20 protein-coding genes are annotated in these 21,206 nt (G+C 60.7%); 14 read left to right on the top strand and 6 right to left on the bottom strand.

Annotation, left to right across the window (positions count from 1 at the left end):
• Positions 1–13 precede the first annotated feature (13 nt).
• Together rlmM and tusA are read left to right on the top strand one after the other, a co-directional pair.
• Positions 14–1,069 carry a 23S rRNA (cytidine(2498)-2'-O)-methyltransferase RlmM gene (gene rlmM / locus ACZZ0Q_RS14980; RefSeq protein WP_463560711.1) on the top strand — a complete coding sequence of 352 codons (1,056 nt, stop codon included), beginning with the start codon at positions 14–16 and terminating at the stop codon, positions 1,067–1,069.
• Positions 1,070–1,091: 22 nt separating this feature from the next.
• Positions 1,092–1,349: a sulfurtransferase TusA gene (gene tusA, locus ACZZ0Q_RS14975; protein WP_122451156.1), complete on the top strand. Its 258-nt coding sequence runs from the start codon at positions 1,092–1,094 to the stop codon at positions 1,347–1,349.
• Between the two features lie 84 nt (positions 1,350–1,433).
• Here the strand turns inward: tusA and ACZZ0Q_RS14970 are convergent, their stop codons facing one another.
• A complete protein-coding gene (locus ACZZ0Q_RS14970) occupies positions 1,434–2,831 on the bottom strand; it encodes an MATE family efflux transporter (RefSeq protein ID WP_463560709.1) in 1,398 nt (465 codons plus the stop codon).
• Positions 2,832–3,057: 226 nt separating this feature from the next.
• On the opposite strand from ACZZ0Q_RS14970, the gene pdxB reads away from it, so the two are divergent.
• Positions 3,058–4,188 (top strand): 4-phosphoerythronate dehydrogenase PdxB, encoded by a 1,131-nt coding sequence (gene pdxB / locus ACZZ0Q_RS14965; RefSeq protein WP_463541755.1) that lies wholly within the window; start codon positions 3,058–3,060, stop codon positions 4,186–4,188.
• Between the two features lie 94 nt (positions 4,189–4,282).
• Here pdxB and ACZZ0Q_RS14960 read toward each other — a convergent pair whose 3' ends face one another.
• Positions 4,283–4,462 (bottom strand): PA1571 family protein, encoded by a 180-nt coding sequence (locus ACZZ0Q_RS14960; RefSeq protein ID WP_463541756.1) that lies wholly within the window; start codon positions 4,460–4,462, stop codon positions 4,283–4,285.
• Between the two features lie 157 nt (positions 4,463–4,619).
• Between ACZZ0Q_RS14960 and ACZZ0Q_RS14955 the strand changes: the two genes are divergently transcribed.
• A complete protein-coding gene (locus ACZZ0Q_RS14955; protein WP_463541757.1) occupies positions 4,620–5,762 on the top strand; it encodes an ATP-NAD kinase family protein in 1,143 nt (380 codons plus the stop codon).
• Between the two features lie 149 nt (positions 5,763–5,911).
• Positions 5,912–7,705, top strand: a complete 1,794-nt coding sequence (locus ACZZ0Q_RS14950; RefSeq protein ID WP_463541758.1) for an ABC transporter transmembrane domain-containing protein — start codon at positions 5,912–5,914, stop codon at positions 7,703–7,705.
• Here the strand turns inward: ACZZ0Q_RS14950 and rhtA are convergent.
• The 3 genes from rhtA to ACZZ0Q_RS14935 all read right to left on the bottom strand — a co-directional run bounded on the left by rhtA (position 7,689) and on the right by ACZZ0Q_RS14935 (position 9,669).
• On the bottom strand, positions 7,689–8,588 hold the full coding sequence (gene rhtA / locus ACZZ0Q_RS14945) for a threonine/homoserine exporter RhtA (RefSeq protein ID WP_463541759.1): 900 nt from the start codon (positions 8,586–8,588) through the stop codon (positions 7,689–7,691). The genes ACZZ0Q_RS14950 and rhtA overlap by 17 nt on opposite strands.
• A gap of 163 nt (positions 8,589–8,751) precedes the next feature.
• Positions 8,752–9,033, bottom strand: a complete 282-nt coding sequence (ppnP, locus tag ACZZ0Q_RS14940; protein WP_122497096.1) for a pyrimidine/purine nucleoside phosphorylase — start codon at positions 9,031–9,033, stop codon at positions 8,752–8,754.
• Between the two features lie 90 nt (positions 9,034–9,123).
• A complete protein-coding gene (locus ACZZ0Q_RS14935) occupies positions 9,124–9,669 on the bottom strand; it encodes a 3'-5' exonuclease (RefSeq protein WP_463541760.1) in 546 nt (181 codons plus the stop codon).
• Positions 9,670–9,834: 165 nt separating this feature from the next.
• Here ACZZ0Q_RS14935 and ACZZ0Q_RS14930 point away from each other — a divergent pair, with 165 nt between their 5' ends.
• The 3 genes from ACZZ0Q_RS14930 (at position 9,835) to ACZZ0Q_RS14920 (ending at position 11,740) form a co-directional block, all read left to right on the top strand.
• On the top strand, positions 9,835–10,698 hold the full coding sequence (locus tag ACZZ0Q_RS14930; protein ID WP_463541761.1) for an NAD(P)-dependent oxidoreductase: 864 nt from the start codon (positions 9,835–9,837) through the stop codon (positions 10,696–10,698).
• A gap of 109 nt (positions 10,699–10,807) precedes the next feature.
• Positions 10,808–11,068 (top strand): YkgJ family cysteine cluster protein, encoded by a 261-nt coding sequence (locus ACZZ0Q_RS14925; protein ID WP_463541762.1) that lies wholly within the window; start codon positions 10,808–10,810, stop codon positions 11,066–11,068.
• Between the two features lie 63 nt (positions 11,069–11,131).
• Positions 11,132–11,740 carry an START domain-containing protein gene (locus tag ACZZ0Q_RS14920; protein ID WP_463541763.1) on the top strand — a complete coding sequence of 203 codons (609 nt, stop codon included), beginning with the start codon at positions 11,132–11,134 and terminating at the stop codon, positions 11,738–11,740.
• A 142-nt stretch (positions 11,741–11,882) separates the two neighbouring features.
• Here ACZZ0Q_RS14920 and gltA read toward each other — a convergent pair whose 3' ends face one another.
• Positions 11,883–13,172 carry a citrate synthase gene (gene gltA / locus ACZZ0Q_RS14915; protein ID WP_463541764.1) on the bottom strand — a complete coding sequence of 430 codons (1,290 nt, stop codon included), beginning with the start codon at positions 13,170–13,172 and terminating at the stop codon, positions 11,883–11,885.
• A 349-nt stretch (positions 13,173–13,521) separates the two neighbouring features.
• Between gltA and sdhC the strand changes: the two genes are divergently transcribed.
• The 6 genes from sdhC to odhB all read left to right on the top strand — a co-directional run bounded on the left by sdhC (position 13,522) and on the right by odhB (position 21,164).
• Positions 13,522–13,908, top strand: a complete 387-nt coding sequence (gene sdhC / locus ACZZ0Q_RS14910) for a succinate dehydrogenase, cytochrome b556 subunit (protein ID WP_206000775.1) — start codon at positions 13,522–13,524, stop codon at positions 13,906–13,908.
• Entirely contained in the window at positions 13,902–14,270 is a 369-nt protein-coding gene (gene sdhD, locus ACZZ0Q_RS14905) for a succinate dehydrogenase, hydrophobic membrane anchor protein (protein ID WP_122451172.1), read from the top strand. The genes sdhC and sdhD overlap by 7 nt, the downstream gene beginning before the upstream one ends.
• Before the next feature lie 3 nt (positions 14,271–14,273).
• Complete coding sequence (gene sdhA / locus ACZZ0Q_RS14900; protein ID WP_122451173.1) at positions 14,274–16,046, top strand: succinate dehydrogenase flavoprotein subunit; 1,773 nt, start codon at positions 14,274–14,276, stop codon at positions 16,044–16,046.
• An 11-nt stretch (positions 16,047–16,057) separates the two neighbouring features.
• The gene (locus ACZZ0Q_RS14895) at positions 16,058–16,777 is read left to right on the top strand and encodes a succinate dehydrogenase iron-sulfur subunit (RefSeq protein ID WP_122451280.1); all 720 of its coding nucleotides are present in this window, start codon (positions 16,058–16,060) and stop codon (positions 16,775–16,777) included.
• Between the two features lie 251 nt (positions 16,778–17,028).
• The gene (locus ACZZ0Q_RS14890; protein ID WP_463541765.1) at positions 17,029–19,863 is read left to right on the top strand and encodes a 2-oxoglutarate dehydrogenase E1 component; all 2,835 of its coding nucleotides are present in this window, start codon (positions 17,029–17,031) and stop codon (positions 19,861–19,863) included.
• A 77-nt stretch (positions 19,864–19,940) separates the two neighbouring features.
• Complete coding sequence (gene odhB, locus ACZZ0Q_RS14885; protein WP_463541766.1) at positions 19,941–21,164, top strand: 2-oxoglutarate dehydrogenase complex dihydrolipoyllysine-residue succinyltransferase; 1,224 nt, start codon at positions 19,941–19,943, stop codon at positions 21,162–21,164.
• Positions 21,165–21,206 lie beyond the last annotated feature (42 nt).

Here is a 21,206-nt window from a genome sequence, read left to right as displayed (position 1 = left end):
AGGAGAACGCCTGATGACCACTTTGTTGCTGCACTGCCGCCCCGGTTTCGAAAGCGAGGTGTGCTCGGAAGTAAGCGACCACGCCGCGCGCCTGGAGGTGGCCGGGTACGCCAAGGCCAAGGCCAGCAGCGCGTACGCCGAATTCATCTGCACCGAGGCCGACGGCCCTGAGCGGCTGATGCGCGGCCAGCGCTTTGCCCAGCTGATTTTTCCCCGCCAGTGGGCGCGCGGTGAGTTTATCGACCTGCCCGAAACCGACCGCATCAGCGTGCTGCTCGCCCATCTGCAAGCCTTGCCCGTGTGCGGCAGTCTGTGGCTGGAAGTGCTGGACACCAATGACGGCAAAGAACTGTCGAACTTCTGCAAAAAATTCGAAGGGCCGCTGCGCAACGCGCTCAGCAAAGCCGGCCGGCTGGTGGAAGATCCGCGCAAACCGCGTTTGCTGCTGACCTTCAAGAGTGGCCGCGAAGTTTTCGTCGGCTTGGCCGAAACAAACAACTCGGCATTCTGGCCCGGCGGCGTGCCGCGCCTGAAATTCCCCCGCGAGGCGCCAAGCCGTTCGACGCTAAAACTGGAAGAAGCCTGGCACCAGTTCATTCCCCGTGAAGAATGGGACGAGCGCTTGAACGGCGACATGACCGGCGTTGACCTCGGCGCCTCGCCGGGCGGTTGGACGTATCAACTGGTGCGGCGCGGCATGTTGGTCACCGCCATTGACAACGGCCCGATGGCCGAAAGCCTGATGGACACTGGCCTGGTGCAGCACCTGATGGTCGATGGCTTCACCTGGACGCCCAAGCAGCCAGTGGACTGGATGGTCTGCGACATCGTCGAAAAGCCCGCGCGCAACGCCGCGTTGCTGGAAACCTGGATTGGCGAAGGCCATTGCCGTGAAGCGGTGGTCAACCTGAAGTTGCCGATGAAACAGCGCTACGCCGAAGTGAAGCGGCTGCTCGACCGTATTGAAGAGGGCTTCAAAGCCCGTGGCGTAAAAGCCAGCATCAGCTGCAAACAGCTGTACCACGACCGTGAAGAAGTGACCTGCCACCTGCGCCGGCTAAGCAAATAGCCGCCCGTTTCTGGAGTTGTTTATGCCTGAATTCGACCCTGCCGCGCCTCTGGACGGCACCCTCGACGCCACCGGCCTGTTCTGCCCGGAGCCGGTGATGATGCTGCACAACAAAGTGCGCGACCTGCCGGCTGGCGGTCTGCTGAAAGTGATCGCCACCGACCCCTCGACCCGCCGCGACATTCCCAAGTTTTGCGTGTTTCTTGGGCATGAGCTGGTTCAGCAGGAAGAAGAGGCGGGCACGTATTTGTATTGGATTCGTAAGAAAGTTGAAGGCTGATCAGACCAGACCAAGCTCGCACTACCTGTAGGAGCGGTTGGGCGGAATGCCGCCCAACCGCTCCTACATGACCTTATTAGGCCTTCAGGCCTTGGCGTTATGAATCCGTATCCGCTTCCTGGCGCTGCGCACCAGCCGAATGCTGAGCATCACGGCGGCGCAGGTCAGGCCCACGATCAATCCCTGCCATAAACCTTTGGGGCCACTGGGTTCGCCGACCCAGTGGGTCAGGCCCAGCGCGTAGCCCACGGGCAAGCCGATGCCCCAGTAGGCGAACAAGGTCATGATCATGGTCGCGCGGGTGTCTTGGTAGCCGCGCAGGGCGCCGGCTGCCGTCACTTGCACGGCGTCGGAGAATTGGTAGAGCGCGGCAAACACGATAAGCGCTGAGGCCACGCCGATTACGGCGCTGTCGCGGCTGTAGATGCTGGCGATTTCAGTGCGCAGTTGCAGCATCAACACGGCGGCGACGCAGGCGAAGGCCAGTGCGGTGAGAATGCCGACACCGGCCACAAAGCGCGCTTGACGCGGGTCGCCAGCGCCCAAGGAGTGGCCGACGCGCACGGTCACGGCCATGCCCAAGGCGTAAGGGATCATAAAGGTCAGCGAGCTGAAGTTCAGCGCCACCTGGTGGCCGGCGACCACATCGGCACCCAGGCTGCCGATGAGTAGGGCGATGACGGCAAAGATGCTCGACTCGGCAAACACCGCGATGCCAATCGGCAGGCCGACGCTCAGCAGGCGCTGAATCACGTCCCAGCGCGGCCATTCGAAATGACTGAACAGCCCCGCCGTTTTGTACACCGGCGCCCAGCGCACCCAGCCAAGCATGGCGAAAAACATGCACCACATCGCCACCGCCGTGGCCCAGCCGCAACCGGCGCCGCCGAGCGCGGGCAGGCCGAAGTGGCCGTAAATAAAAATGTAGTTAAGCGGCACGTTCAGCAGCAGGCCGAACAGACCAATCATCATGCTCGGCCGCGTACGCCCCAGGCCATCGCTGAAGCAGCGCAGCACGTAATACAGCGCCACCGAGGGAATGCCGCAGCCGATGCCGTAGAGGTAGACCATGCTTGGGCCGATCAGCTCGGGATCGACGTTCATAAAGCGCAGCACCGGTTCGGCATTCCACAGCACGATGCCGGCGGCGATGCCCACGGCCGTGGCCAGCCATAACGCTTGCCGCACCAGTGCGCCGATGTCGCGCTCCTGGCCGGCGCCAAAGCGTTGCGCCACTTTCGGCGTGGTGGCCAGCAAAATGCCGGTCATCAGCAGGTACACCGGCACCCAGATGGAATTGCCCAGAGCCACTGCGGCCAGGTCGCGTGGGCCGACGCGGCCGGCCATCACGGCGTCGACAAAGCCCATCGCCGAATGTGAAAGCTGGGCAATCATGATGGGCAGAGCGAGAACGAGCAGGGCGCGCAATTCGCGCAGGCAGCGGTTGAAACGGGATTCGCGGGCGGTCACGAGGCAGTCCATTTTTATCACGTGCGCACTGTATCGGCAGTGGTGGCCGGGCACTCGCTCTGTCCGAGACATACGACTTGAAGCGCGAGCTGCGCCAGGTCAGAGCTTGCAAAGGAGCGGCGAGTTTACGCCTTGACGCGTCAGTCAGGAAAGAGCCTCACGTGCGCGCGATGGCATCTGAAGATCGCCCCTGAGCGCCTGACGGCCTAGAATGTCGGCCTGACTTTTGGAGCCTGTCATGCGAATTCTTGCCGACGAAAATATTCCCCTGCTGGACGAGTTTTTTGCCGAGTTCGGCGAGATTGAACGCATGCCCGGACGCGCCTTCGACCGCGACAGCGTGGCGCGCGCCGATGTGCTGTTGGTGCGCTCGGTCACCCAGGTGAACCGCACTTTGCTGGAAGGCAGCAAGGTGCGCTTTGTCGGCACTTGCACCATCGGCACCGACCACCTTGACCTCGACTATTTCGCCGAGCAACACATCGGCTGGGCCAGCGCGCCGGGCTGCAACGCGCGCGGCGTGGTGGATTACGTGCTCGGCAGTTTGCTCAGCCTGGCCGAGGTGCGTGGCGTCGATCTGGCCCAGCGCACCTACGGCGTTGTTGGCGCCGGGCAGGTGGGCGGGCGGTTGGTTGATGTGCTGCGCGGGCTTGGTTGGCAGGTGCTGGTGTGCGACCCACCGCGCCAGGCGGCGGAGGGTGGTGATTACGTGAGCCTGGAAGAAATCATTCAGCGCTGCGATGTCATCAGCCTGCACACGCCGCTGATCGCCAGCACCCGCCACTTGCTCAACGCCGAGCGCCTGGCCCAGTTGCGATCTGGCGCCTGGCTCATCAACGCCAGCCGTGGCGCCGTCGTGGATAACGCCGCGCTGCGCGAGCTGCTGCAACAACGGCACGACCTTGAAGCGGTGCTGGATGTATGGGAAGGCGAACCGCAGGTGGACGCGGATTTGGCCGAGCTGTGCCTGATCGCCACGCCGCACATTGCCGGCTACAGCCTGGACGGCAAATTGCGCGGCACCGCGCAGATTTACCAGGCGTTCTGCCAGCACTTCAACCTGCCGCCACGGGTGCAACTGGACGACCTGCTGCCGCCGTTTTGGCTGACCGAGTTGGGCCTGGATGCGACGGCCTCTGTGCCAATGGCACTGGCCGCCTTATGCCGCGCCATTTACGACCCGCGCCGCGACGACGCCGATTTTCGCCGCAGCCTTACCGGCAATGCTGCCGAACGCAAAAGCGCGTTCGACGCCCTGCGCAAGCACTATCCGGCGCGGCGTGAAATTGATGGGCTGCATGTGAAATTGAGCGGCGAAGCGCCAGAGCTGGCGCAGGTGGTGCGGGCGTTGGGTGGAACGTTGGTGTAGGCGAGCACTGCGTTGGGCAATCGAGGCTAAAGCCTCTCCCACACGTCGCGATGGTCTGTAGGAGAGGCTTTAGCCTCGATGGTTTTTCCCGGAATTACTCTTGGTCAGGCTCGCCCAGCGCGATTTCTTCCAGCTTTTCACAAGCCTGTTGAACCATGCCTTCGGTAATCGGAATTTCCCGGCCTTGGGCGTCGATCACGGCGCCGCCGACAGGGTGTTGGGGAGGCACCGGTTGTACGCGGCGTTCGGCGGTATGCAGGGTGTGCAAGCTCATGGCTCGTCTCCTCATCAGGTGGTGTGCCGACAATAGCGGGCCTTGATGAAAGCCCAATGACAAAGGCGCGCCACAGCAGCGCGCGGCCATTCCCGCTAAGCGGGGCGTAGTTTTGTGAAACGATGCGGGCCGAGTAGTTCCCGCGCATGGGGTGCGTATGTCGATTTTTCACCTGGGTTTGATCATCAACCCTCTTGCCGGATTGGGCGGCCCGGCGGCCCTCAAGGGCAGCGACGGCATGGCTGCAGAGGCCCTGGCACGCGGCGCTGAACCGCGTGCTGCCGAGCGCACGCGAGTTGCGCTGGAGCGGTTGTTGCCATTGAAGGAACGGCTGGAGTTTCTGACTTTTCCCGGCGCCATGGGCGGCGATTTGCTCGCGCAGATGGGTTTCAACCGTCGCGTGCTCGGCGAACTGGCGGGCGCTGACAGCAGCGCTGCCGACACCCGCGCCGCCGTTCAGGCCTTGCAAACCGAAGGTGTCGGCCTGCTGTTGTTTGCTGGCGGCGACGGCACCGCGCGTGATGTCTGCGAGGTGGCGCGCGAAGGGCAAGCGGTATTGGGTATTCCGGCCGGGGTGAAAATTCAATCGGGCGTTTACGCCGTCAGCCCGCGCGCGGCTGGCGAGCTTACGCGGCGTTTGGTCGAAGGCGGGCTGGTTCGCTTGAGCAGCGCCGAGGTGCGCGATATCGACGAAAGCGCCTTGCGCGAAGGGCGCGTTACGGCGCGCTGGTATGGCGAATTGAGCGTGCCGCAAGAAGGCGGCTTTGTGCAGCAGGTAAAGCAGGGCGGCGTGGAATCGGAAGAGCTGGTGCTCAACGAAATTGCGGCCTGGCTGGAAGACACCTGGGAAGCGGGCGTGCGCTACGTCTTCGGCCCCGGCTCGACGTTGCATGGCCTGGCTCACAACCTTGGGCTGAACACCACGTTGCTGGGCGTGGACGTTATTGAAAACGGCCGCGTGCTGGCCCGCGACGTGACGGAGGCTCAGTTGTTTGAGCTGGTGGATGGTCAGGCGGCGCGGGTGCTGATGACCGCCATTGGCGGCCAAGGCCATATTCTTGGGCGCGGCAATCAGCAGATCAGCCCGCGGGTGTTACGTGCTATTGGTTTGCACAACCTGCGGGTGGTAGCGACCAAACGCAAACTGGCCACGCTGGAAGGGCGGCCGTTGTTGGTGGACAGCGGCGATGTGGCGCTGGACGACAGTTTTCCGGACGTGGCGAAGGTGTGGGCGGGGTACAAGGAGGAGTTGGTGTATCTGCTGTCGGTGGGGGGCGAAGCTACTCGCGATCCTTTGTAGGAGCGAGCTTGCTCGCGAATGCCTTTTGCAGGGTTCGCGAGCAAGCTCGCTCCTACAGAAGCCATGCCGATATTTGTTTGCGTTTTGCTTGAGGTCCGCACCCACCGTCCCCATCTACCGCTAGCCCCTTCCTCTCTGCGAGTCGCCGCATGATCTCCATTTTGTCTTCCCGCCAGCGCAAGGCGCTGCGCATGACGCGTGAGTTTGTTGCGCCGTACCGCTGGCAGGTAATCGGCGCGCTGGTGGCGTTGATGTTCACGGCCGGTATCACGCTGTTTATGGGGCAGGGCGTGAAGCTGTTGGTGGACCAGGGTTTCGCCACCCAGTCGCCGCATATGCTTAACCAGTCCATCGCGCTGTTTATGGTGCTGGTGGTCGCACTGGCGGTGGGTACGTTTTCGCGGTTTTACCTGGTGTCGTGGATTGGCGAGCGCTTTGTGGCGGATATCCGCAAGAAGGTGTTCAACCATCTGATCACACTGCATCCCGGCTTTTATGAGACCAACCGCAGTTCGGAAATCCAGTCTCGACTGACAGCCGATACCACCTTGTTGCAGTCGGTGATCGGCTCGTCGCTGTCGTTGGCGTTGCGCAATGCCCTCATGCTGGTCGGCGGCATCGTGCTGCTGTTTGTCACCAACCCCAAGTTATCGCTGATCGTAATCGCCGCCTTGCCGCTGGTGATCGCGCCGATTCTGATTTTCGGCCGCCGCGTGCGCAGCCTTTCGCGCCAAAGCCAGGACCGCATTGCCGACGTCGGCAGCTACGTCGGCGAAAGCCTGGGCCAAATCAAAACCGTGCAGGCTTACAACCATCAGGAGCAGGACAAACGTCGCTTCGGTGGCACGGTGGAAGACGCCTTTGAAACCGCGCGCAAGCGAATTTCCCAGCGCGCTTGGCTGATCAGCGTGGTGATTCTGCTGGTGCTGGGCGCGGTGGGCGTGATGCTCTGGGTCGGCGGCATGGATGTAATTGCCGGGCGCATCAGCGGCGGCGAGCTGGCGGCGTTTGTGTTTTACAGCCTGATCGTCGGCACCGCATTTGGCACTTTGAGCGAGGTGCTGGGCGAGCTGCAACGCGCGGCTGGCGCGGCCGAACGCATTGCCGAACTGCTTCAGGCACGCAGTGAGATTTTCGCCCCCGCCAGCGATTTGCAGGTGCTGCCCGAGCGCGTCAGTGGCCGCATCGAGCTGGATGCCGTGCGGTTCGCCTATCCCACGCGCCGTGATCGCTTTGCGGTGGATGGCATCAGTCTGCAGGTGGAGCCGGGCGAGACCCTGGCGTTGGTGGGGCCGTCCGGCGCTGGCAAGTCGACGCTGTTCGATCTGCTGCTGCGCTTTTTCGACCCGCAAGAAGGGCAGATTCGGGTGGAGGGGCTGCCCATCGCCCAGCTCGACCCGGTCGACCTGCGTCGCTGCTTTGCCTTGGTATCGCAAAACCCGGCGCTGTTTTTCGGCAGCGTCGAAGACAACATCCGTTATGGCCGAGCGTCTGCAACGCAAGCGGAAGTGGAAGCGGCGGCCCGTGCCGCTCACGCTCACGAATTCATCATGGCGATGCCGGACGGCTACAAAACCCATTTGGGCGACGGCGGGCTCGGGTTATCCGGCGGTCAGCGCCAACGCCTGGCGATTGCCCGGGCGTTGCTGGTGGATGCGCCGATTCTGTTGCTGGACGAAGCCACCAGCGCCCTGGACGCCGAGAGCGAACACCTGATTCAACAGGCCTTGCCGAGCTTGATGGCCGGGCGCACCACGCTGGTGATTGCCCACCGGTTAGCCACGGTGAAAAGCGCGGACCGCATTGCCGTGATCGACAACGGGCAACTGGTGGCGCTGGGCAGTCATGCGCAATTGGTGGCGGGCAATCCGCTGTATCGCCGCCTGGCCGAGTTGCAGTTCAACACCAGCAGCGACGAGACGCCGTTTACTCAGCCAGCTTGATGTCGCGCGGCGGATTCTTCGCCGGCTGCGGTTTCACGGTCAGCGCCACGCCGATGGCGGCGACGATGATCGAGCCAATGGCCACCCATTGGCTGCTGCTGAGTTTCTCTTGCAGGAAGATCAGCCCCGACATCGCGGCAATCGCCGGTTCCATGCTCATCAGCGTGCTGAAGGTGCGCGCCGGCAGGCGGGTGAGGGCGAACATTTCCAGGCTGTAGGGCAGGGCGGTGGACAGAATCGCCACGCCGATTGCTACTGGCAGCAAGGTGAAGTGGAACATCGCACTGCCCGCCGAAACCACCCCGATCGGAAACACAATGATGGCCGCGACCACCGTGCCCAGCGCCACGGTTTGGCTGCCGTGTTCGGCACCGGCGCGTTGGCCGAACAAAATGTACAACGCCCAGCACACGCCAGCGCCCAGGGCCAGCGCGGCGCCCAGTGGGTCGAGCTCGGCATTGGCCGGGTTCACTGGCAGCAGCAAGGCCAGGCCGACGACGGCCAGGGCGATCCAGACAAAATCAATAAAACGCCGCGACGAGAGCATGGCCAGCACCAACGGGCCGGTGAACTCCAGTGCCACCGCGATGCCCAGCGGCACGGTTTTCAGCGACATATAAAACAGCAGGTTCATCACCCCGAGCGATGCGCCGTAACCCAACAGCGACAGCAAGCCGGCGCGGTTGAACGGCGCGCGCCACGGGCGCATTACCAGGCACAGAATGATTGCCCCAAGGCTCAGGCGCAGCGCCGATACGCCTTCAGCGCCCACTACGGGGAAAATGCCTTTGGCCAGCGCCGCACCGCCTTGAATGGAGCTCATGGCGATGATCAGCAAAAGAATGGGGATGGCAATCGAGACGGCGGGTTTGGACCCAGGCATGGGGAGTGTCCGGTTGGAGCGTGGCAGTGAGCAAAATTTGGTGCTGGAGCTGATCGCGGCTGAAGCCGCTCCCACAGGAATTTGTGTGGGAGCGGCTTCAGCCGCGATGCTGTTGGGCGGTTTTTACCGCTCCGGAATTTTTATCAACGGCGTGGCGAGAAGCTTAGCGGTACTCGCACAGGTAGGCGGTGTCGACGGCGACTTTCAGCTGGAATTTGCTGTTGGCCGGAACGGTGAAGTTGCTGCCGGTTTCGAAGGTTTCCCAGGCGTCGGTGCCTGGCAGTTTGACGGTCAGGGCGCCGGCGACGACGTGCATGACTTCGAGTTGGCTGGTGCCGAATTCGTACTCGCCAGCGGCCATGACGCCGATGGTGGCCGGGCCTTGTTCCATGCCGAAGGCGATGGATTTAACGGTACCGTCAAAGTATTCGTTGACCTTGAACATGACATTTCCTTTAAGGGACGAAAAAAAGGTCGGTCAGTATGCCCAAGGCGCTGGCCCCCGTCACCTTCGCGGGCCGCGCTGCGGCGGCGTTTACGAGGCGGGCAGCACTAAGGGCAACAGCCGCGCCGTGTTGCGCGCATCTTCCAGGGCACGGTGCTGTTGGCCTTGAAAACTCAGGCCGGCCAATTGCAGGGCGGTGTTCAAACTCACCGGTTTTTGCAGTTGGCGGGCCTTGGCGAAACGCTGTTTGAGGTTCACGTGCGGCACTGCGCTGAGCCGGCTGGTGAGCTGGTGCTGGTGCCAATCCTGCTCAAGCTGTTTGCGGTCGTAGTCGCCCCAACTGGCCCAACCCACCAGGCGCGGTTGATGGGCGCCGAGCCAGCGCTCGAACAGCGGCCACACCGTTACAAGCGGCGCCGCAGCATCGACATTCGCCTGAGTGATATGGGTGAGTTGCCGACAAAAACTGGTGAGGTGGGGCCGCCGCAGCGGGCGGACGAAGCGCTGGAAATGGTCAACCTCCCGGCCTTCGGCGTTCACCAGGCTGGCGCCGATTTCGATGATTTCCATGTCTGTAACCGGCCAGCCACCTTCTTCGGTCGTGGCTTCCAGGTCGATCACCAACCAATATCCCATCGTTCTCTCCATCCGTTGGGCAAGCAGTATGGAAGGCCTTTCGACGCCCCGCAAACCCCATTCCAGGCGCCTGCGTGGCGTATGACCGACGAAGCCCCGGTTTTTCTCCCGGCCAAATCGTCAGGGCGCTCTACGCTTGTGGTAACCCAAGAAAGGAGAGATGTGATGGCGACTGTGGCGTTTATCGGGCTCGGCACCATGGGCTTTCATATGGCGGGGCACCTGGCGTGCGAAGGGCATCAGGTGACCGTGTACAACCGCACCCAGGCCAAGGCTGAAGTGTGGTGCGAAGAGTTTGCAGGCGAGAGCGCCGCTTCCCCGCGCGAGGCGGCCGAGGGCGCGGAATGGGTGATGACCTGCGTGGGCAATGACGAACAATTGCGCGCGGTACTGCTCGGCGAAAACGGGGCATTCGCGGGCATGGCGGCCGGCAGCGTGCTGGTGGATCACACCACGGCTTCGGCCGATATTGCGCGTGAAATGGCGGCGCTGGCGGCCGAGCGCGAGGTGGGTTTTCTCGATGCGCCGGTGTCGGGCGGCCAGTCGGGCGCGGAGGGCGGCATGTTAACGGTGATGGTCGGCGGCGACGCGGCATTGTTCGAACGGGCGGCGCCGGTGATCGAGAGCTACGCCAAGCGGGTGAAGCGCATGGGGCCGGTCGGCAGCGGCCAGTTGACCAAGATGGTCAACCAGATTTGCGTGGGCGGCTTGCTGCAAGCCTTGGCCGAAGCGCTGCAATTTGCCCGCCATGCCGGCCTGGACGTGCCCAGCGCCATGGACATCATCAGCCACGGCGCGGCGCAGTCGTGGCAATTGGAGCATCGCTATCAAACGATGCTGGAGGGCAAGTTCGACAACGGTTTTGCCGTGGATTGGATGCGCAAAGACTTCGCCATGGTCTTCGAGGAAGCCAAGCGTAACGGTGCGCAGTTGCCGGTGACGGAGCTGGTGGACCGGTTTTACGCCGAGGTACAAGGGCAGGGCGGGGGACGCTGGGATACCTCCAGTTTGATTACGCGTCTGAAGTAGTTCGCGGTGGCTTTGCGGTGGCCGGGCGCGCGGGTAGAATCGCCGCCCGTTGCCGGCGCGCCGGGGTTGAGCGCGCACGGTTGGCTAGGTTTACGAGGTATCCGTTGTCATGAATTGCCGCCCCGGTTGCGGTGCCTGCTGCATCGCCCCCTCCATCAGCTCGCCGATGCCCGGTTTGCCTAACGGCAAGCGGGCCGGCGAACGTTGTTTGCATCTGTCGGTCGATAATTTGTGCGCGCTGTTCGGTTCGCCGCAGCGCCCGACCGTGTGCGCGGCGTTTAGCGCCGATGTTGAGGTATGTGGCAGCAGCCGCGAGGAGGCGATCCGTTTGCTGGGTTGGCTGGAACAGGCCACCAGCCTGGGCGTCTAAGCGGTAATCCAATAAAGCCCGAGGGCCTCTGGCACCTCGCGCATCATCAGTAAGGAGTTCGTGATGGGTTTGCTAAGTCGAGTGGCCGGTGTGTGTGCCGTAAGTCTGCTGGCATCTGCAGCGGCGCATGCCGAGGATTGGAAACTGGCCAAGGATGAAGACGGCATCAAGGTTTTTCTGAGCGAAGTGTCCGGCTCGCAATACAAAGCCTACCGGGGCGTGACCACCATCAAGAGCGACATCGCTACCCTGCGCGCGCTGCAGGAAGACGTCAGCGGTTCGTGCAAGTGGATTTTCCAATGCAGCGAGCAAAAGCTGATCAAGAGCGAAGGCGCGCAAAGCTGGACTTACAGCCGCTTCAGCCCACCGTGGCCGGTGACGCCGCGTGATTCGATCATCCACGTGACCACCACCGAGGAACCTGACGGCACCGTGCTGCGCAAGCTTGAAGGCTTGCCCACCTATCAGCCGGAAGAGAAGGGCTATGTGCGCGTAACCAAGGTAGACGGCTTTTGGAAGATGGCGCCCAAGGGCACAGGCGAAGTGGAAGTGACGTATCAGGTAACGACCGAACCGGGCGGCAGCGTACCGTCGTGGTTGGCTAACAGCTTTGTGGTCGATGCGCCGTTTAAAACCCTTCAAGGCATGAAGGAGCGGGCGGAGAAGAAGTAGCCGCGCGCTTTCCTATTATGGGAGCGGCTTTAGCCGCGATGCTCTTGGTGCATAAAAGCATCGCGGCTAAAGCCGCTCCTACGGGTTCGATGAAGCAATAAAAAACCCCGCCTAGGCGGGGTTTTTGTCGACCGCGTGATGCTTATTTGCGGTCTTTCAGCGCGGTAATGTCGCGCTGCTCGTAGCCGGTATAAAGCTGGCGCGGACGGCCAATTTTGTACGGGCTGGAGAGCATTTCTTTCCAGTGCGAAATCCAGCCGACGGTCCGCGCCAGGGCGAAGATTACGGTGAACATGCTGGTCGGAATGCCGATCGCTTTGAGGATGATGCCCGAGTAGAAGTCGACGTTCGGGTACAGGTTGCGTTCCTTGAAGTACGGATCGGTGAGCGCGATCTCTTCAAGGCGCATGGCCAGTTCCAGCTGCGGGTCGTTCTTGATGCCGAGTTCCTTCAGCACTTCGTCGCAGGTCTGCTTCATGACGGTGGCGCGTGGGTCACGGTTTTTGTAAACGCGGTGTCCGAAGCCCATCAACTTGAACGGATCGTTCTTGTCTTTGGCCTTGGCGATGAAGGTGTCGATGTTTTCGACGCTGCCAATCTCGTCCAGCATGGTCAGCACGGCTTCGTTGGCGCCGCCGTGGGCAGGGCCCCAGAGCGCAGCGATACCGGCAGCGATACAGGCGAACGGGTTAGCACCCGATGAGCCAGCCAGGCGGACGGTGGAGGTGGAAGCGTTTTGTTCGTGGTCGGCGTGGAGGATGAAGATCCGGTCCATTGCCTTGGCCAACACCGGGCTGATCGGTTTGATCTCGCACGGGGTGTTGAACATCATGTGCAGGAAGTTTTCAGCGTAGGTCAGGTCGTTGCGCGGATACATCATCGGCTGACCCATGGAGTACTTGTAAACCATGGCCGCCAGGGTCGGCATTTTCGCCACGAGGCGAATGGCCGAAATCTCGCGGTGCTGCGGATTATTGATGTCCAGCGAGTCGTGGTAGAAGGCCGAAAGGGCGCCGACTACGCCGCACATGACGGCCATTGGGTGAGCGTCGCGACGGAAGCCGTTGAAGAAGCTTTTCAGCTGCTCGTGAACCATGGTGTGGTTCTTCACGGTGCCGACGAACTTGGCTTTCTGCTCTTCGGTAGGCAGTTCACCATTGAGCAGCAGGTAGCAGGTTTCGAGGTAGTCGGACTGCTCAGCCAATTGCTCGATCGGGTAGCCGCGGTGCAACAGGATGCCTTTGTCACCGTCGATATAGGTGATCTTCGACTCGCACGAGGCGGTCGACATAAAGCCAGGATCAAAAGTGAAATGGCCCGTGGCGGTCAGGCCCCGTACATCTACAACATCGGGACCAACGGTGCCGGATAAAACGGGCAGCTCGACGGGGGCTGCGCCCTCGATGATCAACTGCGCTTTTTTGTCAGCCATGTGTGGCCTCCTATTTATGCTTGAAATCACCAGACTGCCCCCCACGCAGGGCCCGCCACACTATAGAGAGATAAATCCTAAAGTCAATTTACCGGAGGCCATGCGCCAGAAGGCTTGCAGCGGTGTTTGGCGTTGTTTTTCGCGCTATTTACGCCTTTTGCCAAGTAAGCGCAATGAGCGGTTTGGGGTAGGCCTTTTCGTTGTCATTAGTAACCTAACTGTCTATACTCCCCCACCGACCGCCAGGGGCCTTGGAGCCTTTATTCTGGAGGTTGTCACTCCCTGGGTAGTGGGTTCTGACCAGTGCACTTCCCGACAACTTTGCCCTGATTGTTAGGGGCCCTTCAGTGTGAAAAAAGCCGTGAATAGCCAAAGACCTGTAAACCTAGACTTAAGGACGATCAAACTCCCAGTCACTGCTTACACGTCCATCTTGCACCGGATCTCCGGTGTCATCCTTTTCGTGGGACTCGCTGTGCTGCTGTACGCACTCGACAAGTCCCTCGAGTCCGAGGATGGCTTCAAGCAGGTGGCCGCGTTTCTGGCCAGCCCTCTGGCCAAATTTGTGATTTGGGGCCTGCTCTCCGCACTGCTGTATCACTTGGTGGCAGGTATTCGCCATCTGATTATGGACGTGGGCGTTGGTGAGACGCTGGAAGGCGGCAAACTGGGCTCGCAAATCGTACTCGTCGTTTCGGCGGTAGTGATTGTGCTGGCGGGAGTATGGATATGGTAACTAACGTCACGAACTTCTCACGCTCCGGGCTATATGACTGGATGGCCCAGCGCGTGTCTGCGGTTGTACTCGCGGCTTATTTCCTTTTCCTGATTGGATACCTCGTGGTTCACCCAGGCCTGGACTACACCGTCTGGCATGGTCTGTTCTCACAGAACTGGATGCGCATTTTCAGCCTCTTGGCGCTCGTTGCTCTGGGCGTTCACGCCTGGGTCGGCATGTGGACGATTTCCACCGACTACCTGACGCAAATGGCGTTGGGCAAGTGGGCGACCGGTGTGCGTTTTCTGTTCCAGGCAGCGTGTGGCATCGCCATGTTCGCTTACTTCGTCTGGGGCGTGCAGATTCTTTGGGGTATCTGATTCATGGCTAACATTAATACGCTTTCCTTCGATGCCATCATTATTGGTGGTGGCGGTGCCGGGATGCGCGCCGCGCTGCAGCTGGCCCAAGGCGGCCACAAGACTGCAGTAGTCACCAAAGTGTTCCCGACCCGCTCGCACACTGTTTCGGCACAAGGCGGTATCACCTGCGCCATCGCGTCGGCCGACCCGAATGATGACTGGCGCTGGCACATGTACGACACCGTCAAGGGCTCCGACTACATCGGTGACCAGGACGCTATCGAGTACATGTGTTCCGTAGGCCCGGAAGCGGTGTTCGAGCTCGAGCACATGGGTCTGCCGTTCTCCCGTACCGAACAAGGCCGCATCTATCAGCGTCCGTTCGGTGGCCAGTCGAAAGACTTCGGCAAAGGCGGCCAGGCTGCCCGTACATGCGCCGCTGCTGACCGTACCGGTCACGCACTGCTGCACACGCTGTACCAGGCCAACCTGAAAGCCAACACCGTATTCCTCAACGAATACTATGCAGTTGATCTGGTGAAGAACCAGGACGGCGTGTTCGTCGGCATCATCGCCATCTGCATTGAAACCGGTGAAACCTCGTACATCCGCTCCAACGCCACCGTTCTGGCAACGGGTGGTGCGGGCCGTATCTACTCGTCCACTACTAACGCCCTGATCAACACCGGTGACGGTATTGGTATGGCGCTGCGTGCTGGCGTACCGGTTCAAGACATCGAAATGTGGCAGTTCCACCCCACCGGTATCGCCGGCGCTGGTGTACTGGTTACCGAAGGCTGCCGTGGTGAAGGTGGTTACCTCATCAACAAGCATGGCGAGCGTTTCATGGAGCGTTACGCTCCGAACGCGAAAGACCTTGCCGGTCGTGACGTGGTTGCTCGTTCGATGGTTAAAGAAATCATCGCCGGCAACGGTTGCGGTCCGGATGGCGACCACGTGATGCTGAAACTTGACCACTTGGGCGAGGAAGTGCTGCACAGCCGTCTGCCAGGTATCTGCGAACTGTCGAAGACCTTCGCCCACGTTGACCCGGTTGTTGCGCCGGTTCCTGTGGTCCCAACTTGCCACTACATGATGGGCGGCGTTGCTACCAACATTCATGGCCAGGCGATCACCCAGGATGCTGCGGGTAACGACCACATCATTCCGGGCCTGTTCGCAGTAGGCGAAGTGGCGTGCGTATCGGTGCACGGTGCCAACCGTCTGGGCGGCAACTCGTTGCTCGACCTGGTGGTGTTTGGTCGTGCGGCCGGCATCCACTTGGAACAAACTCTGAAAGAAGGCGTCGACTATCGTCGTGCCACCGAAACCGACGTTGATGTTGCTCTGGCGCGTTTGAATGGCCTGAACGAGCGCACCAGCGGTGAAGACGTTGCGTCCCTGCGTAAGGAACTGCAGAGCTGCATGCAGAACTACTTCGGTGTATTCCGTACCGGCGAATACATGCAGAAGGGTATTGCTCAGTTGGCTGACCTGCGCGGCCGCATCGCTGCCGTCAAGATCGACGACAAGAGTCAGGCCTTCAACACCGCGCGCATCGAAGCGCTGGAGTTGCAGAACCTGCTGGAAGTGGCCGAAGCCACTGCCATTGCCGCTGAAGTCCGCAAGGAATCTCGTGGTGCTCATGCTCGTGAAGACTACGAAGATCGGGATGACGAAAACTGGCTCTGCCACTCCCTGTATTTCCCAGGCGAGAAGCGTGTGTCCAAGCGTGCCGTCAACTTCGCGCCTAAGACTGTTCCGGCGTTTGAACCCAAAATTCGTACTTATTAAGGGTGGCCATTATGTCTCTTGGTAAAACTCTGCAAGTTAGCGTTTACCGCTACAACCCGGAAACGGATGCTGCACCGTTCATGCAGGACTTCAACGTCGATATCGACGGCAAAGACCTGATGGTGCTGGACGTTCTGGCGTTGATCAAAGAACAGGATCAGGGCTTCTCGTATCGCCGTTCCTGCCGTGAGGGTGTTTGTGGCTCCGACGGCATGAACATCAGCGGCAAGAACGGTCTGGCCTGCATCACGCCGATTTCGGCTGTAGTGAAGGGCAACAAGCTGATCGTTCGTCCGCTGCCAGGTTTGCCGGTTATCCGTGACCTGGTCGTCGACATGAGCATCTTCTACAAGCAGTACGAAAAGGTGAAACCTTTCCTGCAGAACAATACTCCGGCGCCGGCTATCGAGCGTCTGCAGACCCCCGAAGAGCGCGAGAAGCTCGACGGTCTGTACGAGTGCATTCTGTGTGCGTGCTGCTCGACGTCGTGCCCTTCGTTCTGGTGGAACCCGGACAAGTTCCTCGGTCCAGCTGCACTGCTGCAAGCCTATCGTTTCCTGGCTGACAGCCGCGACACGCACACCGAAGAACGTCTGGCTGCACTTGATGACCCGTTCAGCGTATTCCGCTGCCGCGGGATCATGAACTGCGTGAACGTTTGCCCTAAAGGTCTCAATCCGACCAAGGCGATCGGCCACGTACGCAGCATGTTGTTGCACAGCGGTACCTGATTTACCGGCAATACCTGCATAACCAGCTACACCTGCGGCGCCGACCATTCGGCGCCGTAGTTTAAGACCGGGTCGCTACCCAAAAGGCGGCGGCCCTCACTTTGAAAAATTGACGACCAGCAGGGGCATCCGGGCTGGTACCCGGACTATCTGCGGGATCCGAAGTGGCTTTACCAGGTCGCTGGTTTTGGGCTGGGTAATTTCATGCGGTTTCCACGCCGGTGGTGTCCCCTTACCGAGGGTGACCAAGCATGCAAGAAAGCGTGATGCAGCGCATGTGGGACAGTGCCCACCTATCCGGTGGTAACGCTGCCTACGTGGAAGAGCTCTACGAGCTCTACCTGCACGATCCCAACGCTGTGCCAGAAGAGTGGCGCACCTACTTCCAGAAGCTGCCGGCCGATGGCAACGTCACCAATGACGTTTCCCACTCGACGGTGCGCGATCATTTCGTGTTGCTGGCCAAGAACCAGCGTCGCGCTCAACCGGTGTCTGCCGGCAGCGTGAGCAGTGAGCACGAGAAGAAGCAGGTCGAAGTCTTGCGACTGATTCAGGCGTATCGGATGCGTGGCCATCAGGCCTCTCAGCTCGATCCGCTCGGTCTGTGGCAGCGCCCGGCACCGGCTGATCTGGCGATCAATCATTACGGCCTGACTGATGCCGATCTCGACACAACCTTCCGTACCGGTGAGCTTTACATCGGTAAAGAGGAGGCGACGTTACGCGAGATCTACGTGGCTCTGCAGCAGACATATTGCCGCACCATTGGCGCCGAGTTCACGCACATCGTCGATTCCGAGCAACGCAAGTGGTTCCAGCAGCGTCTGGAAAGCGTGCGCGGTCGTCCGACGGTTTCCCCTGAGGTTCAGAGCCATCTGCTCGAGCGCCTCACCGCCGCTGAAGGCCTGGAAAAATACCTGGGCACCAAGTACCCGGGTACCAAGCGTTTCGGTCTGGAAGGTGGCGAGAGTTTGATTCCGCTGCTCGACGAGCTCATTCAGCGTTCCGGTTCATACGGCACCAAAGAAATCGTCATCGGCATGGCCCACCGTGGCCGTCTCAACGTGCTGGTCAACACCTTCGGTAAAAACCCGCGCGACCTGTTCGACGAGTTCGAAGGCAAGAAGAAGCTGGTTGAGCTGGGCTCCGGCGACGTGAAGTACCACCAGGGTTTCTCATCCAACGTGATGACCACTGGCGGTGAAGTGCACTTGGCCATGGCGTTCAACCCGTCTCACCTGGAAATCGTTTCGCCAGTGGTTGAGGGTTCTGTTCGCGCCCGTCAAGACCGTCGCAACGACGCCACCGGTGACAAGGTTCTGCCGGTTTCCCTACACGGTGACGCGGCGTTCGCCGGTCAGGGTGTGGTCATGGAAACCTTCCAGATGTCGCAGACTCGCGGCTTCAAAACTGGCGGCACCGTGCACATCGTGATCAACAACCAGGTTGGCTTCACCATCAGCAACCCGGAAGACTCCCGTTCCACCGAGTACTGCACCGACGTCGCCAAGATGATTCAGGCGCCGATCCTGCACGTTAACGGTGATGACCCGGAAGCCGTGTTGTTCGTGACCCAGCTGGCCATCGACTACCGCATGCAGTTCAAGCGTGACGTGGTAATCGACCTGGTTTGCTACCGTCGTCGCGGCCACAACGAGGCCGACGAGCCGAACGGCACTCAGCCTTTGATGTACCAGCAAATCGCCAAGCAGCGCACTACTCGTGAGCTGTATGCCGACGCGTTGATCCAGTCCAACAGCCTTGATGCCGACAGCGTTCAGCACAAGGTTGACGACTACCGCAACGCGCTGGACAACGGTCTGCACGTTGTAAAAAGCCTGGTTAAAGAGCCGAACAAAGAGCTGTTCGTGGATTGGCGTCCGTACCTGGGCCACGCCTGGACTGCCCGTCATGACACCCGCGTACCGCTGAAAACCCTGCAGGAACTGGCAACCAAGTTGCTGGAAGTGCCAGAAGGTTTCGTGGTTCAGCGTCAGGTTTCGAAAATTCTCGAAGACCGCCAGAAGATGGCTGCCGGTGGCTTGCCGATCAACTGGGGCTTCGCTGAAACCATGGCGTACGGCACCTTGCTGTTCGACAAGCACCCGATCCGCCTGACTGGTCAGGACGTGGGCCGCGGCACCTTCTCGCACCGTCACGCGGTGCTGCACAACCAGAAGGACGCTGGCACCTACATTCCGCTGCAGCACCTGTACGAAGGTCAGCCGAAGTTCGACCTGTACGACTCGCTGCTGTCGGAAGAAGCCGTGCTGGCCTTCGAATACGGCTACTCAACCACCAAGCCGGATGCGTTGGTGATCTGGGAAGCGCAGTTCGGCGACTTCGCCAACGGTGCACAAGTGGTTGTCGACCAATTCATCACCAGCGGCGAGCACAAGTGGGGTCGTCTGTGCGGCCTGACCATGCTGCTGCCGCACGGTTATGAAGGGCAGGGGCCTGAGCACAGCTCGGCGCGTCTGGAGCGCTACCTACAGCTGTGCGCTGAGCACAACATTCAGGTGTGCGTGCCGACTACCCCGGCGCAGGTCTACCACATGCTGCGTCGCCAAGTGATTCGGCCGCTGCGTAAGCCATTGGTCGCATTGACACCGAAGTCGCTGCTACGGCACAAATTGGCCATTTCGACCTTGGAAGACCTGGCCGAAGGTTCGTTCCAAACGGTGCTTCCAGAGATCGATGCACTCGATCCGAAGAAAGTGAAACGGTTGGTACTGTGCAGCGGCAAGGTCTACTACGACCTGCTGGAAAAGCGCCGTGCCGAAGGCCGCGACGATACCGCCATCGTGCGTATCGAGCAGCTGTATCCGTTCCCCGAAGACGATCTGGCGGAGGTGCTTGCTCCGTACAAGAACCTGGAGCACGTGGTCTGGTGTCAGGAAGAGCCGATGAACCAAGGCGCCTGGTATTGCAGTCAGCACCACATGCGTCGTGTTACCAGCGCCCACAAGAAAGGCCTGTTCCTCGAGTACGCCGGCCGTGAAGGCTCTGCTGCTCCGGCCTGTGGTTACGCATCGATGCACGCCGAGCAGCAGGAAAAACTGCTGCAGGACGCCTTTACTGTTTAACGCCTTCGTCCCACAACGGGCTGCAGCGATCCTGCAGCCCGTTCGCTGAAGAACCCGAATTTAAGGAACCGTACACAATGGCTATCGATATCAAAGCCCCGCAATTTCCGGAATCGGTTGCTGACGGCACCGTTGCTACCTGGCACAAGAAGCCGGGCGACGCCGTCAAGCGCGACGACCTGATCGTCGACATCGAAACCGACAAAGTGGTCATGGAAGTGCTAGCTGAGGCCGACGGCGTTCTGGCTGAAATCGTCAAGAATGAAGGCGACACCGTTCTCAGCGGCGAACTGCTGGGCAAACTCGGTGATGGCGCCGGCGCTGCTGCCGCCCCAGCCGCCGCTGTACCGGCTCCTGCTGCCGCTCCGGCTGCTGCACCGGCCGCCAAGTCCGAAGACCTGATCCTCGCTCCAGCCGCACGCAAGCTGGCTGAAGAAAACGGCATCGACGTCAACAGCATCGCCGCCAGCGGTAAAGGCGGTCGCGTCACCAAAGAAGACGTGGTTGCTGCCATCGAAGCGAAGAAAAACGCTCCGGCTGCACCGGCCAAAGCTGCTGCCGCACCGGCTGCTGCCGCTCCGGTTTTCGCTGCTGGCGACCGCGTGGAAAAACGCGTTCCGATGACCCGCCTGCGCGCCAAAGTGGCCGAGCGTCTGGTTGAAGCTCAGTCGACCATGGCCATGCTGACCACCTTCAACGAAGTCGACATGACTGAAGTGATGGCCCTGCGCAGCAAGTACAAAGACCTGTTCGAGAAGACCCACAACGGCGTGCGTCTGGGCTTTATGTCGTTCTTCGTGAAAGCCTCGGTAGAAGCGCTGAAACGCTTCCCGGCGGTGAACGCGTCGATCGACGGCACCGACATCGTGTACCACGGCTACCAGGACATCGGCGTTGCCGTCTCCAGCGACCGTGGCCTGGTGGTTCCGGTTCTGCGTAACGCCGAACTGATGAGCCTGGCAGAAGTCGAAAACGGCATCGCCACCTTCGGCAAGAAGGCCAAAGAGGGCAAGCTGTCCATCGACGAGATGACTGGCGGCACCTTCACCATCACTAACGGCGGCACCTTCGGTTCGATGATGTCGACCCCGATCGTCAACCCGCCGCAGGCTGCCATTCTTGGCATGCACAACATCATTCAGCGCCCCATGGCAATCAATGGTCAGGTTGTCATCCGTCCAATGATGTACTTGGCGTTGTCTTACGACCACCGTCTGATCGATGGCAAGGAGGCCGTGAGCTTCTTGGTAACGATCAAGAACCTGCTGGAGGATCCGGCGCGCCTGTTGCTGGATATCTAATCCGTTCTCTGATCACGGCGGCCCCCAAAAGGGGCTGTCCGG

The sequence above is a fragment of the Pseudomonas sp. AC070 genome, assembly GCF_979258635.1.
Note: the sequence above shows the minus strand (reverse complement) of the source record. Positions and strands in the feature narration are given on the sequence as shown.